Origin of the sequence: Paenibacillus alginolyticus DSM 5050 = NBRC 15375 (assembly GCF_000422905.1) — a bacterium.
Classification (GTDB): Bacteria; Bacillota; Bacilli; order Paenibacillales; family NBRC-103111; genus Paenibacillus_E; species Paenibacillus_E alginolyticus.
Genome location: NZ_AUGY01000030.1, coordinates 35,771 through 50,639, shown reverse-complemented (window position 1 = coordinate 50,639; position 14,869 = coordinate 35,771). Strand labels below are relative to the sequence as shown.

The following is a 14,869-nucleotide window of genomic DNA, read 5'->3' as shown; positions in this document are numbered from 1 at the left end:
TTTTTCACCTATCTTTCCTAGTTGTAAATATCAAAATATAACCATATATTAAAGGAAGTGCGAAAATGAGGTGTTCACTAATGAGTTTATTCACATCAGGATTCAACGAAAATTCATCTATAACGAATCCACAGCAAAAACAAGTCGCTCTGTTAATTGAAACTTCGAATGGGTACGCTCGTGGACTTCTTAGCGGGATAAACACCTATTTGCGTGAAAACCGTCCTTGGTCGATATTTCTTAGTGAATATAGCCGAAATAACACCGATTTGACTTGGCTGCGTGAGTGGCAGGGGGATGGCATTATCGCTCGTATCGAAAACGAGCAAACCGCTCGGTTTATTAAGGACGCGGGTCTGCCAACCGTAGACCTCAGTGCCTCAAGAATGATTCCGAGCCTTCCTTATGTAGAGACCAATGATCAATCCATTGCCCAATTGGCTGCGGAGCATTTTCTCGAAAGAGGCTTTAAACATATAGGATTTTACGGGGACTCTCGTTTTCGATGGTCAAAATTACGATGTACCTATTTGGCGGCATATCTTGCGGAGAGAGGTTATGATTGCCATATTTATGAAGCCTCTGAAAATCGATTAGGTGAAAAATCATGGAAGACAGAAAGAGATAAGCTGGTCCAATGGTTGTATGACCTACCCAAGCCGATAGGGATAATGGCGTGTTATGACATTTGCGGCCAACAGCTTCTCGAGGCTTGCCGGGTTGCTGGGATTGCCGTTCCTGATGAAGTGGCTGTCCTAGGTGTGGATAATGATGAGCTCCTGTGCGAATTATCCAATCCTCCCTTATCCAGCATCAAAACGAATGCCGTCAAGACAGGCTACCAAGCAGCGGAATTACTCGAGCGTATGATGTCAGGTGAAGTCATAGGAGGACAAATGCACTTGATTGAACCCGTAAATGTGGAGGTCAGATTGTCAACAGATGTTCTTGCCGTAGAGGATAAAATAGTATCCGATGCCGTGCGATTTATTCGTAATCATGCCTACGATGACATTCAAGTTCAAGATATTCTCGAACAACTTAAGGTTTCGCGTCGCATATTGGAAAGCCGATTCCAGAAAGCATTGGGTCGCACACCGCACGATGAAATCATAAATGTAAAACTAAAGCTTGTAAAAAAACTACTCCTAGATACTAAACTTTCCTTAGCCGTCATCGCCGAACGCATCGGATTCAAACATACAGAATATATGAGCGTAGTCTTCAAAAGAGCGACTGGAATCAGGCCTGGGCAGTATCGGCAGCAGAATAAACATCGCATGCAAGATTTGTAATAGCAAAAGTGCCTCTCTCATTGCAATCGCGTGGGAGGGGCACTTTTTAATTATAGAAAAGACTTAGTTAATTACCGCCAACTCTGGAATAGCGACGACTTTCTTCAAATTCTGGGACTCCATACCCGCAAGTATGGTCTGAAGCGCTCTATACCCATCCACTCCGGTAATTTCATGGCCGTTTCCAGACAGGATACCATTAACAAAATGATGAATAACGCCTGAATTATGCTGCTCCCCTGCCTTGTTGGTTTGCAATGCCCCGACTTCATGGTAATCCCTCATACCGTCTGAGTATTCAACAATCACCCCGAATCGATCATCGGTTCCGATTTTCAGTGTACCTTTTTCGCAGTATAAAATAGTGGCGTTTATTTCATTCGCATAATTGGTCCAGCTGGCTGTTAACGAGCCTACGGTTCCGTTCGCTGTTTTCAATAATATCATCGAGTGATCGTCCACGTTCGTAGGTTTATGCAGCGTCGAGCAAAATGCCGTGACTTCCGTGATACTGTCTTCCAACAGCCAGTGGATCAAATCCGCTTTATGGATGCCTAAATCGTCTAATGCTCCGGAAAAGGCATGCTCCTGGTTGAAAAACCAGCTGTTTTTGCCATCTATGCTCCAATGTTCGGGTCCCGAGTGAGCGAATGTCGTACTAAAGCTTAACACCTTGCCTAATTTTCCGGATTGTAAAATGTCTTTCGCTTTGCTGTGTGCTGGCATAAACCTTTGATTGTGGCCGACCATCAAAAATACATTCTGTTCTTTGGCCGTGCGAATCATGGCTTCTGCTTCTTTCAGAGAGGTGGCCATCGGCTTTTCAACCAGTACGTGCAGGCCCAATTCCATAGCTTCAATGGACACGGAGCTGTGAAGATGATTCGGCGTACAGACGGAAACGGCGTCAATGCCACCACTCTGCAGCAGTTGTAGATGTGTTTCATAGGCATTCGGTATACCAAACTGTCTAGCGACTTCTTGTGCACGTTCCAAATTAGGATCACATACAGCTACAATGACTACATCCTTATGTGCTAGGTACTCAGGCAAGTGGCGGCGCTGTAAAATGGCCCCGCATCCAATAAGTCCTACCCTCAATTGCGATTTCACAATGCGATTCCTCTCTTCCGATTTCATCATTTTAATTTCGTCCAATCAAACAAAACACCCATGGCAGAACTGCGGTTTTGCACCAATGAATCGTACACCTGAGGGGCCTCTGATGGAGAATAATGATGGGTTATCAAAGAGGACACATCCATTCGTCCTTGCGCGATATAGCTTAAGAATAGAGCGGCCATTTGGGGATGATTCCAACCGTTGTAATTCATTTGGGCGTGGATACCCAGAATGGAAACAGAATTGGACACAACATTGCGGCCCATTCCCTGCTCAGAAGGTGTTGCTGTATCCCCCAGCAAAATAACTCGCCCCAAAGGCCTGACGAGCCGAGTGGCTTGGGCTAAAACGGCCGGATGTCCGGTAATGTCAAAGATAACATCCAGCATCCTGCCATCTGTTTTACGCTTGATTTCCTCATGTGCTTTTCCCGCATCCATGGGGAGCAGATGTATGCCTGGTCTTTGCCCAACCAGTTGCAAGCGGCTCTCTGCAGGATCGATGGCGAAAATTTCTTTGACCCCAGACAGATATAAATATTGGGTAACCAGCTGTCCGAGAAGTCCGAGTCCGATGACACCTACCGTTTCTCCTAACTGCAGCTCTGCTCTTCTTACACCAAGCTGTGTTGTTTTGGAAAGATTGATCCATACGCCTTGCTCGGCGCTGATATTCTGCGGAAGAAGATAGGCATGCTTGGCATCTGTTTTAAAATATTGCGTGTGCGAATTCTCGACAAACACACGATCTCCTTTTTGTATCCCCTTAACTTCAGGCCCGATTTCAAGCACTTCAGCCACCATGCAATAACCGGGATAGAAAGGATACTTAACCCAGTCCGACCAGTTGGTCTCAGGGTCAAATACACCTCTAAGGCATTGAAGCTCTGTCCCTGTACTAATCAGGGAGCATAGAGCGGCACATAAAATTTCGGTCTGGCCGAGTGCAGGATCGAACGTTTCCTTTCGGACCTCCACCTTTTGCTTTTCTGTGAAAACGATACGCAGTGTTTCCATTACAATACCTCCTCTAACGGGTTTATTTCCCCTCGAGATTAGTGTATAGGTATCGGATTTACAAAAATAGAGCACAACTTTGCTGAAGTTTAACACTTATACAGGTCGTGCGGCTGGGGTATTACTGAACATCCAATTATTCGATAAAGCTCTTGAACATAAACGTAAAGACTGGTTGTTTGCCAACACATCCCGTGGCTCAACTCATCAAAAATAATGCTTGAACGTAACGTAACGTAACCCTATATAATAAATAATACTTATTGAGATTAGTGGAGGAAAGATTATGGCGGTATTAATTTGTGGAGGAGCGGGTTATGTTGGAAGCCATACATCCGCATGTCGAGAGTGCATGGGAGTGGCATCGGCGGCATCCTCAAGGATTTCCTAAGATTGATCAAGGAATTCAGAAGGAGGGAAATGTGACTTGAAGCGTGAGGATTACCTAACTACAGGGCAGATTGCCCGACGAACCGGGATAACGATTAGAACTTTGCGATACTACGATCAGATTGGATTGTTAAATCCATCACATTATGATCATGCTTCCCTACGGATGTATAGCAAAGAAGATTTAATTCGTCTGCAAAAGATTCAGACTTTAAAATATATCGGATTATCACTCAACGAAATTAAACAAATCATTCAAGACAATTCATTACCCATACATGATTTGAGAAGTTCTTTAGTCATGTAAAAAGAAATTATTCAGCAAAAAATTGCCCATATGCAGTATGTGGTGAAAGCCATTAATGAATCCATGGGTATTCTAGGTGATAAATTGGAACAAGTGGATTGGGAAAGTCTGGGTAATCTTATTCATGCCATTCACGTGGAAATAGATTGGGTTGAGCAATATCACAACGCGTGCCGACTACAAACAAGAATTCAGTTATACGATAAATTCAGTGTAAATAAAATCGGTTGGCACCGATGGCTTTTTGAGCATTTGAGCCATTCACCTAATTTGAGGGTTTTAGAACTCGGTTGTGGCGATGCGGCATTATGGAGCCGAAATATAGGTGCTGGATCATGTAATTGAACGATTTCATTTAGATAACGGTAAGGAAATTTTGTCCCCTTGGTTTTCTGAGATCGAATGTATTCAGTATGAAGACCATATGCTTGTAGATGAAATTCAACCGCTTATCAATTACATAACTTCAACTCCAATGAATGCTAGAGAGGTTCTTAATGGAGTTACTTTAGATAAATTCAGAAAGTTTATAAGTACCAAGCTAGAGCTAGAGGGAAGCATATATATAACGAAAGAATCCGGATTTTTCTTAGGGAGGAAATAAACAACGATGTTACAAGAGATGAACCCCAGAGTTCGTATCGTGAAAGAAGAGGTTTTATCCAACAACTGGTACGTACTAAAGAAAATAACTTTTATGTATCAAAAAAGTGATGGTACTTGGGAAACTCAAGCTCGAGAGGCTTATGACCGCGGTAATGGTGCGACCATTCTACTATATAATATCGAGAAGAAAACAGTCGTGTTAACGAGACAATTTCGAATGCCGTCCTATTTAAATGGTAACGGAACGGGGATGCTTATTGAGGCATGTGCAGGTTTGTTGGACAATGACGGTCCAGAAGAAAGTATCCTTCGAGAAACGGAAGAAGAGACCGGATATCGTGTAAAGAATGTTCATAAAATCGGTGAAGCTTATATGTCCCCAGGTTCTGTGACCGAGATACTGCACTTTTATATGGCTGAATATACAGCAAACATGCTTGCCGGTGTTGGTGGGGGATTAGAGGAAGAACAGGAGCATATAGAAGTACTGGAAATCTCGTTAGAACAGGCATTGCAGATGGTTAAAAACGGAGAAATCAAAGACGCAAAAACGATTATGCTCTTGCAATACGCCCAAATCAATGGGCTGCTTGAATCCGTTAGTAAACCGCAGCACATCCTCATCGCCGGCCCCTATCGTTCTGGCACCGGTGATGATATCCGTTTGATTGAGAAAAATATGCGCTTCATGAACGAAATCGCTCTTCAAGTATATGAAGCGGGACATTTGCCTGTATTAGGCGAATGGTATGCACTTCCACTGATGGAGACAGCTGGCTCAAAAGGGATTGGAGAGGACATATTCAATCGAATGTTCCACCCGTCTTCAGTGAGATTATTAGACCATTGCGATGCGGTCCTCCGTGTGGGTGGACCCTCTCAAGGTGCAGATGAAATGGTGAAGGTAGCAAAGGAAAAAGGGAAATTCATCTACAAGCATTTTCATGAAGTTCCTCAGGTAAAAAACACTTATTAGGAAAGACCTTTCTGTAAGCACTTTTAACAGACTGCCGAGATTTTTGCGGCAGTCTGTTTACTAATGCATCAAACTTATCACTCTTTCAATATTTTTGCTGATGTTTAAGAGCTTTTTAAACATTTTTATCAAACAAACGCTTGTATTGAACGGGGGAAATGCCCGTGTATTTCTTGAAAAGGCGGGTAAAGGTTTGGAGGTCATTAAATCCGAGGGTGCTGCTGATTTCAGTAATGTTCATTTCCTGCATTTCCAAAAGTGATTTCGCTTTTGCGATTTTCATTTCCCGATGCAGCAGAATCGGAGATTTGCCGAACATCTCTTTGAAATGGTTGCTTACGTAGGTAGAATTCATATGTAAATCCTTGGCTAAATCTGATAATGAAAGCGAAGCCTCGGGCTGGGTGACAATTTTCAATAAGATGGACAAAAAGCTGTGAGACGGCTGTCTCAACTCCGTGGTATTCATGCTTCCCATAGCATTTTCTAATAACAAATAAAGCAATTCAAGGGATTTTGCTTTTTGCAAAATGATATTAGGGATATGGCCTTCCCGTGTAGTGGCGAGCACGAATTCGTCGAATACGGCCTCGAATTTTTTGTGATTTTTCAACGGGTAGATATAAGGGATCTGTAAAAACGGCAGCACATCGATCACATTCTGAATCTTGTAAGTAAAATGCCACCAGAGAAACTCGGTTTCCTCATCGCTATCTTTATATTGGTCATGTTCCAGAAAAGTAGGGATAAAAATGACGGATCCCGGTTCAATCACATAGACTTTGTCTTGAACCCTGAGTTTGGCCGAGCCTTTTCTCACATAGGTCATCATGTAATACTCTTGAAATACTCGGTTCCGGTAGTTCATCTCGCGACGGCGATGGATATCAAACTTTAACACTTTTAACTCGGCTGTTTCCAGCAGAGATGAGAGCATATCATTCTTCATGCTAGTCAACCCCTATCTTAAAATTGATTATATCATAATTACTGGTTCTTATTTGATGCTTATCTAAATGATTTCATAGAAAAAAAGGAGAGATTTTCGACGAAAAAAGGTTTGACAGTCCTTTTTCAATGGCTTAACATGAATCATATGATCCAGATAAATACCAATGATGGAAGGAGGGAAGAGATGAAGGCAGTAATTTCCTTGAAAGGCAAGGTTGAAGTGTTAGACATTGAAGAACCTTCCATTGAAACGAACCATGTGCGTGTAGAAACCTGCTATTCCGCAATTAGTTCGGGCACAGAGCTGCTGTTGAAAAACCTGATGACCGATACTCCCATTCAACTTGGTTACAGTGCGATGGGAATTGTGCGGGAAATTGGGGAAGGCGTCTCCCATGTGAAGGTAGGGCAGAGAGTCGCTTGCTATGGTTCTCCTTATGTTAAGCATGCAGAATTCTTAGTGGTGCCTAAGCATTTGGTTGTTCCGCTTCCGGATGAATGCAGCTCGAAAGAAGCATCCTTCGTCGGACTCGGTGCGATCGCCATTCATGCGCTGCGGCAAGCGGATTTGCGTTTTGGAGAATCGGTTGTTGTGGTTGGACTAGGGATACTGGGACAAATCGTATGTCGGATTGCGGACGTTTCCGGCAGCAGGGTAATTGGGCTTGATTTGTTGGCGGAACGCTGCGGTAAGCTTTCGGAAGCCTGTGACGTACAAGTGTGTGACAATGTACAGGATGTCAATCGCACCATCGATTCGTTACATCAGCATGAAGGTGTTGATACGGTCGTCATCTGCGCCAATGGTGCCAATTCCGGCATGATTGATCAGGCCCTTCGCTGGATTCGCGACAGAGGGAAAATCGTCATTGTCGGCGATGTGAAGATGGACTTCGATCGGGAGTTGATGTTTGCCAAAGAGGCGCAGGTGCTCATCTCGCGCGCTGGCGGTCCTGGGCGGTATCATGACAGCTACGAAAGCAAGGGCGTCGACTATCCGATTGGTTATGTACGTTGGACGGAAGGTCGCAACATGGCGGAATTTATCCGTTTACTTGCGGAACGACGGATATCCATCCAAACACTTATCACGCATGAGATGTCTTTACCCTCTATGACAGTGGCTTACGAATTGCTTCGCGAATCTCCACGAGACGTTTTAGGTGTTCTCATTGATTATGGGAAGGAGCGTCTCGACTCCAAAAGGTGATTATTGATCGTTCAGCAGCTTTTTCTATAATAATTCACACGCATAAAGGCTATTTTGCAACTTCAAGTTGCAAAATAGCCTTTATGCGTGTGAATTGTTGTAGAGAATACAAACATTGGTAATCACTATAGCCCATCTGCCCTCACGAAAGCTAAATGACTCTAAAATCACATTTTGGAGTTGTGCATACCAGTTGTGAATCAATCGACAGTCTCTGTTCTGCAACAATTTAGTCCTTTTCTCATGCTATAGAGCTACTTGTCTATCCTAGTAGGCGTCTTGTAGCCTGCGGCAAACCGTCTCGAAGTCGTCGAGCCGTGCCCAGTAAAGCTTGAAAATATGGCGCATAGTTTCCAGTTCGTGGAAAGTAACATTCATGTCGGTGTAGAAACTAAATGTCGGGATGATGTCCCGGTACATGAAGAACCGAGAAGGACGCGCTAGCGTCTCTTCCCCAGTCCACTCCGCCGCCGTTTTGACACTCGGGATGGTAAGGGTGGTTTTGCGAATATGCAGCTGCGCTTCGTTCGAAACAAGAAAATCGAGCAGGGTTTGGGCTGCTTCTTTGTGCTTGCTCGATTTAATGACCGCAAGTCCAATGATTAAGAGCTGAGTCTTCGCCTCCATCGAATAGGGAAGCGGTGCGATGTCATAGGCGAAGTCAGCATTACGCAAGTGGTTCAAGCTGCAATAGCTGGTCACAATCATGGACGTCTTTTGCTGCAAGAAAAACCGTTCGGCATCAGAGTCATTTTCCGACATATAGACGGTGTCTGGATTCATTCCTTCAAACAGCCCAAGGCTTGTTTGCATGGCTTTCCGAAAGTTATCGTTGTTGAAAATCAGTTTACCTTGTTGATCGCGTTCAAAAACGACTTTGTTTTGCAATAAAAAGAGCGGCCATCGATTGATGGATTGCAGGTGAAACAAAATGCCGATGCGATCATGCTTTTGCGTTAAGGCTAGCGCCGCTTGCTGTACATCGTTCCAACTCCAGCTGCTATCCGGCTCTGGCAAGGCGGCTTCCTTGAAATGATCTCGGTTGTAACACAAGACGATCGGTGAAAAAATAAACGGCTGTACGTACAAATGATTATCTTTGGTGAACGGACCCGACAGAAAGGGATACGTGCCATTCTTTCGTTCAAGCGGCTCCAAGATATCCGAGACAGCCCCGTTTTCGGTAACCCTTTCGTAGCCTTGATTATTTAAAGTGATAAGGTCGAACGCGTCTCTCTCCATGGCTTCTTTCGCGTTCTGAGAAAAGTACGATTGCGAAAGAGGGATCATTTGGACGACAATATGCGGATGCTGCTGTTGAAACTTTTCGACTAGTTCCAATAAGTTAGCTTCTAGGGTGAGAGTAGGGTAATAACCGAATTTCAGGGTAAGCTTTTCGTTCCGGCCCGTCCCGACTACGCGTGTCCCGATTCGCGGTGCTTTTTCGATCATTTCCTGATTGAGTAGTAGTTCCAGTCCTTTACGAACGGAGTTTTTGCTAAGCTGGAACTGTTCAGCAAGTGTTAATTCGGAAGGTAAGAAGTCACCGGGCTGAAGTTTTCCGGTAAGGATATCGCTGCGTAATGTCGTGACCATGTCTTCCAGTCGGGTTCGGAAGGTTGATCGTTTGGGTTTACCCGCCATTTATCTGAGTACCTCCGGGCCATTCAATGTTGGTTTGTATCTGGGTTATATTATAGTATGCCAAGATGATTGGACACAAGGTTCGCAATGTTCTGCCGTCATTTTTTTCTAACCCAATGTCGGATTGCATAAGATTCCATAGTTTTTTCTTTATCATTTAAATACACCAAGTGTTAATTTACATAACAAACAGTTTACATCAGTAAGATTCATCAATAAAGACTCATCGAAGGGGGGGTTCCATTGATCTCATTTCGTCAAGTAGAGAAGCATTATGGCGATTTTCATGTGCTCAAAGGAATTGATCTTCAGATTAAGCAGGGTGAAGTTGTTGTCGTTGTAGGTCCGTCAGGTTCGGGCAAGAGTACGCTGCTAAGGTGTATCAACCGGCTGGAAACCATCACAAGCGGTGAGCTAATCGTGAATGAGTACAAGGTCAGCGATAAGAAGATGGATTTGAACAAGCTGCGTCGAGATATCGGCATGGTATTCCAGCATTTCAATCTCTATCCGCATAAGAAAGTGATCGATAACATTACGCTTGCTCCGATGAAGGTGCATGGTATGTCTAAGAAAGAAGCCGAAGAGATCGCGATGTATTTTCTGGATAAGGTTGGTATTCAGGATAAGGCGCACAGTTTTCCTTCGCAGTTATCCGGTGGACAGCAGCAGCGTGTGGCCATTGCGAGGGGACTGGCGATGAAGCCGAAAATTATGTTGTTTGATGAGCCCACATCAGCCTTGGATCCAGAAATGGTCGGAGAGGTGCTTGATGTTATGAAGGCGCTTGCAAACGAAGGAATGACGATGGTTGTGGTTACACACGAGATGGGCTTTGCCCGCGAAGTAGCCGATCGCGTTGTTTTTATGGACAAAGGTCAGATAGTAGAAGAGTCACCACCAGAGGAATTCTTCGTCAACCCTCGCGAAGAAAGAGCAAAATTATTTCTGAATCGGGTACTTAACCATTAATAAGGAGATGAACAAAACCATGATGTCAAAAAAGTGGAATTTCATGTTGATGTTAGTTACGGTATTCGCATTGGCGGGGTGTGCCTCTAACGGCAGCCCAACAGGAGGCGCATCAAGCACTCCGGCTAGCTCCCCAGCAGCAAGCAGCGCTCCAAGCACTGCCAAGCCGGCCGGTGGAGCGTCCGTTCTGGATGAGATTAAAAGCAGAGGCAAACTCGTCGTTGGTGTGAAATTTGATACCAAGCTATTCGGTTTGAAGAACCCGACTGGCGGCGAAGTTGAAGGCTTCGACATCGACATTGCCAAGGCATTAGCGAAAGAAATTCTCGGCGATGAGAAGAAAATTGAGTTGAAAGAAGTAACGTCCAAGACGCGCATTCCGATGCTCGATAACAAAGAGATTGATATGATTGTTGCAACGATGACGATTACCGAGGAGCGGAAGAAGCAAGTTGAGTTTTCCGATGTTTATTTTAAAGCCGGACAGTCTTTGCTCGTGAAGAAAGGCAGCCCTATTAAGAGTGTAGCGGATGTCAAAAAAGGAACGAAAGTATTGGCTGTAAAAGGCGCTACCTCCGTTGCGAATATTAAAGCAAAATCCCCAGATGCCACCATCCTTGAGTTTGATAATTACCAAGATGCTTTCAGCGCCCTGAAAGCGGGTCAAGGGGACACGTTGACCACAGATAATGCCATCCTCTATGGCATGATGGTACAAGATAAGAACTTCGAAGTGGTTGGCGAACCGTTCACAGATGAGCCTTATGGTATCGCGATGAAAAAAGGTGAAACAACGCTTCAAGCCGCGGTGAATGATGGACTGAAGAAGCTGGAATCAAGCGGCCAATACGCGAAAATTTACGAGAAATGGATTGGCAAAGCGCCAACCAAATAAGCGGAACAAGAATAAAAGAAGAGATGGGTGGCAGCTGCTGCCCATCTTCTGTCTATGAGGGGGGAGCGCATGCCGGATTTCTCGATTTTTACCGATTATTTTGATATCTACATGAAGGGCTTCTTCAACACGATCATTGCCAGCGTTATTGCGTTAATTGGCAGCTTTGTGCTGGGTACGGTCATTGCCATTTTTCGTATTGGATCGGTGAAACCGCTGCAATGGCTAGGGACTGCCTATGTAGAGTTCATTCGAAACATACCGCTCTTGCTTGTTGTATTCGTGTTCTTCTACGGGCTGCCGTCCATCGGCATTACCCTTAGCGGATTCGTGTGCGGGACCTTAGGCCTTACGGTGTACACGGCAGCTTTTATTGCAGAAGCGATCCGGGCAGGTATTATGTCGGTGCCCAAGGGTCAATCTGAGGCGGCACAATCCTCGGGACTGACCTATCTCCAAACGATGTGGCATATCGTCCTTCCGCAAGCGATCAAAATTGTCATACCGCCGCTCAGCAACCAATTTATTAACCTCGTTAAGAACTCGTCGGTACTTGGCGTATTCGCAGGCTTAGACCTCATGTATTTCGGGGATCAGGTCGCAAGTGAGACCTATGCTACGTTCGATACCTATATCTTCGTTGCTGTGCTTTATTTGATACTCACGCTGCCGCTAAGTTACTTGGCCTTGCGTCTAGAACGTAAATTAGCCCGCGCAGACTGACTTTAGGAGGGGGTGAGCGAATGGATATCATGCAGGCTTTCTCGGCTGATAATGTAAGGTTTGTATTTGAAGGTTTCTATATGACGCTTAAAGTCGCTGCGATCTCTATTGTATTTAGCTTTATCGTGGGATGTATTGTCGGTACAATCCGGTATACGAAGCTGCCGGTTGTTTCACCTATTCTGGCTATAGCAGTTGAGCTTCTTCGCAATTTACCGCTGCTGTTAATCATATTTTTCTCGAGGTTCGCCTTACCGGATATCGGGATCAAACTTGGACCCATGAATGCGACGATTTTGGCCTTAACGTTATTTGAAGGTGCGATGATTGCGGAGATTGTGCGAAGCGGGCTGAATTCTATTGATAAAGGACAGATTGAAGCCGCAAGATCTTCAGGACTAGGCTATGTGCAAACCCTTTGGCATATTGTTCTGCCTCAAGGGCTGCGCCGAATGATGCCGCCACTAGTGAGTCAATTTATCTCTTTGTTAAAAGATACGTCTCTTGCGATTGTTATTTCCTTGCCTGAACTGATGCACCATGCGAAAATAGTAATTGGACAAAGCTACAGTTATACCATTCCAATTCTATTTTTAGTGGCTATGCTGTATTTCGCTGTGAATTATGCGCTATCACTAGCAGCTCGCAGGATGGAATCAAGATTGGTATAAGAGGAATATAACATCCAGAAGGAGTCTTGGCATCATGTTACATGTAAGTTGGGAAATGATGATATTCATCATCATCGGTGGTTTTGTAGCGGCATATGTAGATTCAGTTGTAGGTGGAGGAGGGCTGATCGCTCTACCAGTTCTACTGGCCACGGGGCTACCCCCGGCTGTTGCGCTGGGAACGAACAAATTGGCGGGCACCATGTCTTCTCTGACGAGTACGATTTCTTTCATGCGGTCTGGGAATGTTGATCTGAAAGCCGTACGCGGTTTGTTCTTTTTATCTCTCTTAGGAGCCGTGTGCGGAACGACGGTGCTCCGCCAAATTCCATCTGATTTCTTAAAGCCGCTGGTTATCGTTATGTTGATCTTGATCACCATCTACACGATTTTTCGCAAAAATTGGGGGGATATTTCTACCTTCGGCCAATTCTCAACGAAAACAGCGATGTTAATGGGCTTCGCCGCATTCGGTTTGGGTTTTTATGATGGCTTCTTTGGACCGGGGACCGGTTCCTTTCTTATTTTCGTTTTTCTGATGTTAGGATTCAATTTCGTCAAAGCGGCTGGTAATTCCAAAGTCCTTAATTTCGGGAGCAACGTGGCTAGCTTGGCTACTTTCATGGTTCTGGGATCCATTAATTACGGGATTGGCATCCCAATGGGAATAGCCATGGTTTGTGGATCTTTACTGGGCTCACGCATGGCGATCCGCAAAGGCTCAGCGTACGTTCGACCGCTATTTCTTACCGTTTGTATCATCCTAATTGGCAAACAGATATGGGATATCTTATAGGGGGTGAAAGGCTGGGACGCTTAAAGAACGAAGGGCTGCAAATGATTTTCGTCGCAATCGTGACGGCCATAGCCGGAGAGTTTAAGATCACACCTTTCAGTGGCGAAGTGTTTCGGATTGGACTTGGCAGCAGCGCCTTTCTACTCAGTTTGCTTTTGATGAAGCACCTGCCTTATGTCTATACAGGTATCATTACCGGGATCACGGTCCTGCTATTTCGGACGTTGGAGGACGGTATCCTAACGCAGGGGGCCGCGTCCTTCAGCGCGAGCGCGCAAACGCATTTATCAGCCGCATTTTATTATATGGCCTTCGCGATTGCTATGAGCTTGATTAAACGGGAATGGGATCAATTCCACCCTTTTGTACTGGGATTGTTCTTGTCGGTTATTGATCTTATGTCCAATGAGATTGAATTGCTGGCGCGCAGCTTGATTTTTCATTCAGCGAACATGTTTACGGAGCAATTATTGTATATCACCGTTACCGCTGTCGTGCGGAGCTACTTCGTGGTTGGTATCTACAACAGTGTGACCATAAATCAGATGCGAGTCGTGCATAATGAGCAGCAGAAGCGCATGGAACAGATGTTAAATACGAATAGCGGTTTATATGGCGAAGTATTTTACTTGCGGAAGTCGATGGATACGATTGAGCAAATAACAGCCAAGAGCCACAATTTATATGAAAAAATCAATGGCGCGGGGTTAAAAAGCTACTCTCGTACCATTTTGGAAATTACCCAGCAAATTCACGAGGTCAAAAAAGACTCGCAGCGCATCCTAGCCGGGTTATTGAAGCTGTTCGATCGCGACTTCGCTTCCGATATGAGGCTGGCCGAAGTCGTGGAATTCGCTATCAAATCCAACATGGGTTACAGTGCGATGCTTGGCAAAAAGATTCAATTCAAAAGTGATATTCAAACGGACTATTGTTCGGATCAATACCTCCCTCTTTTAACCGTCATCAATAATCTCGTGTCTAATGCCGTTGAGGCGATTGAATTTCAAGGATCGATTCTCGTTAGTGCTTATGAGCAAGGTGCTGAGACCACCATACTCGTTGCTGACAATGGTGTTGGCATTTCTGAGCAGGATAGGGATATGATTTTTGCACCTGGATTTACGACCAAATTCAATCAGGAGGGCTTTGCCGCGACAGGGATTGGACTTTCTCATGTGCGAGATATTGTTCATTCATTAGGCGGAGACATTCATTTGCTTTCTGACAAGCCGGGTTTTCAGAGCACTTTTGTGATAACCATATTGACCGATACGTTGAAAAAAGGAGCGTAG

General features: G+C 44.7%; 15 protein-coding genes. 11 read left to right on the top strand and 4 right to left on the bottom strand.

Translation table 11 applies throughout. From position 1 onward, the window contains the following. The first annotated feature begins 80 nt into the window (after positions 1-80). Complete coding sequence (locus G519_RS0115395; RefSeq protein WP_051253419.1) at positions 81-1,295, top strand: DNA-binding transcriptional regulator; 1,215 nt, start codon at positions 81-83, stop codon at positions 1,293-1,295. A 63-nt stretch (positions 1,296-1,358) separates the two neighbouring features. Here G519_RS0115395 and G519_RS0115390 read toward each other — a convergent pair whose 3' ends face one another. Continuing rightward, entirely contained in the window at positions 1,359-2,453 is a 1,095-nt protein-coding gene (locus tag G519_RS0115390) for a Gfo/Idh/MocA family protein (protein WP_307720091.1), read from the bottom strand. Continuing rightward, positions 2,435-3,433, bottom strand: coding sequence for a zinc-binding dehydrogenase (locus tag G519_RS0115385; RefSeq protein ID WP_036633042.1), 999 nt, complete (start codon positions 3,431-3,433; stop codon positions 2,435-2,437). Before G519_RS0115385 ends, G519_RS0115390 begins: the two co-directional genes overlap by 19 nt. Before the next feature lie 427 nt (positions 3,434-3,860). On the opposite strand from G519_RS0115385, the gene G519_RS52165 reads away from it, so the two are divergent. The 3 genes from G519_RS52165 to nudK all read left to right on the top strand — a co-directional run bounded on the left by G519_RS52165 (position 3,861) and on the right by nudK (position 5,712). Further along, the gene (locus tag G519_RS52165) at positions 3,861-4,130 is read left to right on the top strand and encodes a MerR family transcriptional regulator (RefSeq protein WP_029195470.1); all 270 of its coding nucleotides are present in this window, start codon (positions 3,861-3,863) and stop codon (positions 4,128-4,130) included. Positions 4,131-4,455: 325 nt separating this feature from the next. Further along, positions 4,456-4,734 carry a hypothetical protein gene (locus tag G519_RS52160; RefSeq protein WP_029195468.1) on the top strand — a complete coding sequence of 93 codons (279 nt, stop codon included), beginning with the start codon at positions 4,456-4,458 and terminating at the stop codon, positions 4,732-4,734. A gap of 6 nt (positions 4,735-4,740) precedes the next feature. Next, on the top strand, positions 4,741-5,712 hold the full coding sequence (gene nudK, locus G519_RS0115360) for a GDP-mannose pyrophosphatase NudK (protein WP_244280122.1): 972 nt from the start codon (positions 4,741-4,743) through the stop codon (positions 5,710-5,712). A gap of 115 nt (positions 5,713-5,827) precedes the next feature. On the opposite strand, the gene G519_RS47490 is transcribed toward nudK, so the two are convergent. Then, positions 5,828-6,661, bottom strand: coding sequence for a helix-turn-helix domain-containing protein (locus tag G519_RS47490; protein WP_029195466.1), 834 nt, complete (start codon positions 6,659-6,661; stop codon positions 5,828-5,830). Positions 6,662-6,847: 186 nt separating this feature from the next. Here G519_RS47490 and G519_RS43125 point away from each other — a divergent pair, with 186 nt between their 5' ends. Then, on the top strand, positions 6,848-7,873 hold the full coding sequence (locus tag G519_RS43125; RefSeq protein WP_036633039.1) for a zinc-dependent alcohol dehydrogenase: 1,026 nt from the start codon (positions 6,848-6,850) through the stop codon (positions 7,871-7,873). 267 nt (positions 7,874-8,140) lie between these two features. Here G519_RS43125 and G519_RS0115345 read toward each other — a convergent pair whose 3' ends face one another. Further along, positions 8,141-9,517 carry an extracellular solute-binding protein gene (locus tag G519_RS0115345; protein WP_029195465.1) on the bottom strand — a complete coding sequence of 459 codons (1,377 nt, stop codon included), beginning with the start codon at positions 9,515-9,517 and terminating at the stop codon, positions 8,141-8,143. Positions 9,518-9,760: 243 nt separating this feature from the next. Here G519_RS0115345 and G519_RS0115335 point away from each other — a divergent pair, with 243 nt between their 5' ends. From G519_RS0115335 to G519_RS0115310, 6 genes are all read left to right on the top strand, one after another. Continuing rightward, positions 9,761-10,489 carry an amino acid ABC transporter ATP-binding protein gene (locus G519_RS0115335; RefSeq protein ID WP_029195464.1) on the top strand — a complete coding sequence of 243 codons (729 nt, stop codon included), beginning with the start codon at positions 9,761-9,763 and terminating at the stop codon, positions 10,487-10,489. 19 nt (positions 10,490-10,508) lie between these two features. Beyond that, positions 10,509-11,384: a glutamate ABC transporter substrate-binding protein gene (locus tag G519_RS0115330; protein WP_029195463.1), complete on the top strand. Its 876-nt coding sequence runs from the start codon at positions 10,509-10,511 to the stop codon at positions 11,382-11,384. 69 nt (positions 11,385-11,453) lie between these two features. After that, positions 11,454-12,107 (top strand): amino acid ABC transporter permease, encoded by a 654-nt coding sequence (locus G519_RS0115325; RefSeq protein ID WP_029195462.1) that lies wholly within the window; start codon positions 11,454-11,456, stop codon positions 12,105-12,107. Between the two features lie 20 nt (positions 12,108-12,127). After that, positions 12,128-12,778 carry an amino acid ABC transporter permease gene (locus G519_RS0115320; protein WP_029195461.1) on the top strand — a complete coding sequence of 217 codons (651 nt, stop codon included), beginning with the start codon at positions 12,128-12,130 and terminating at the stop codon, positions 12,776-12,778. A gap of 34 nt (positions 12,779-12,812) precedes the next feature. Next, positions 12,813-13,574 carry a TSUP family transporter gene (locus tag G519_RS0115315; protein ID WP_029195460.1) on the top strand — a complete coding sequence of 254 codons (762 nt, stop codon included), beginning with the start codon at positions 12,813-12,815 and terminating at the stop codon, positions 13,572-13,574. Between the two features lie 41 nt (positions 13,575-13,615). Further along, positions 13,616-14,869 carry a sensor histidine kinase gene (locus G519_RS0115310; protein ID WP_244280121.1) on the top strand — a complete coding sequence of 418 codons (1,254 nt, stop codon included), beginning with the start codon at positions 13,616-13,618 and terminating at the stop codon, positions 14,867-14,869.

What these genes read in the sequence shown, in the direction of transcription:
- G519_RS0115395 (WP_051253419.1), top strand. Translation starts at nt 81, where the DNA reads ATGAGTTTATTCACATCAGGATTCAACGAAAATTCATCTATAACGAAT.
- G519_RS0115385 (WP_036633042.1), bottom strand. Translation starts at nt 3,433, where the DNA reads ATGGAAACACTGCGTATCGTTTTCACAGAAAAGCAAAAGGTGGAGGTC.
- nudK (WP_244280122.1), top strand. Translation starts at nt 4,741, where the DNA reads ATGTTACAAGAGATGAACCCCAGAGTTCGTATCGTGAAAGAAGAGGTT.
- G519_RS47490 (WP_029195466.1), bottom strand. Translation starts at nt 6,661, where the DNA reads ATGAAGAATGATATGCTCTCATCTCTGCTGGAAACAGCCGAGTTAAAA.
- G519_RS43125 (WP_036633039.1), top strand. Translation starts at nt 6,848, where the DNA reads ATGAAGGCAGTAATTTCCTTGAAAGGCAAGGTTGAAGTGTTAGACATT.
- G519_RS0115345 (WP_029195465.1), bottom strand. Translation starts at nt 9,517, where the DNA reads ATGGCGGGTAAACCCAAACGATCAACCTTCCGAACCCGACTGGAAGAC.
- G519_RS0115330 (WP_029195463.1), top strand. Translation starts at nt 10,509, where the DNA reads ATGATGTCAAAAAAGTGGAATTTCATGTTGATGTTAGTTACGGTATTC.
- G519_RS0115325 (WP_029195462.1), top strand. Translation starts at nt 11,454, where the DNA reads ATGCCGGATTTCTCGATTTTTACCGATTATTTTGATATCTACATGAAG.
- G519_RS0115320 (WP_029195461.1), top strand. Translation starts at nt 12,128, where the DNA reads ATGGATATCATGCAGGCTTTCTCGGCTGATAATGTAAGGTTTGTATTT.
- G519_RS0115315 (WP_029195460.1), top strand. Translation starts at nt 12,813, where the DNA reads ATGTTACATGTAAGTTGGGAAATGATGATATTCATCATCATCGGTGGT.
- G519_RS0115310 (WP_244280121.1), top strand. Translation starts at nt 13,616, where the DNA reads ATGATTTTCGTCGCAATCGTGACGGCCATAGCCGGAGAGTTTAAGATC.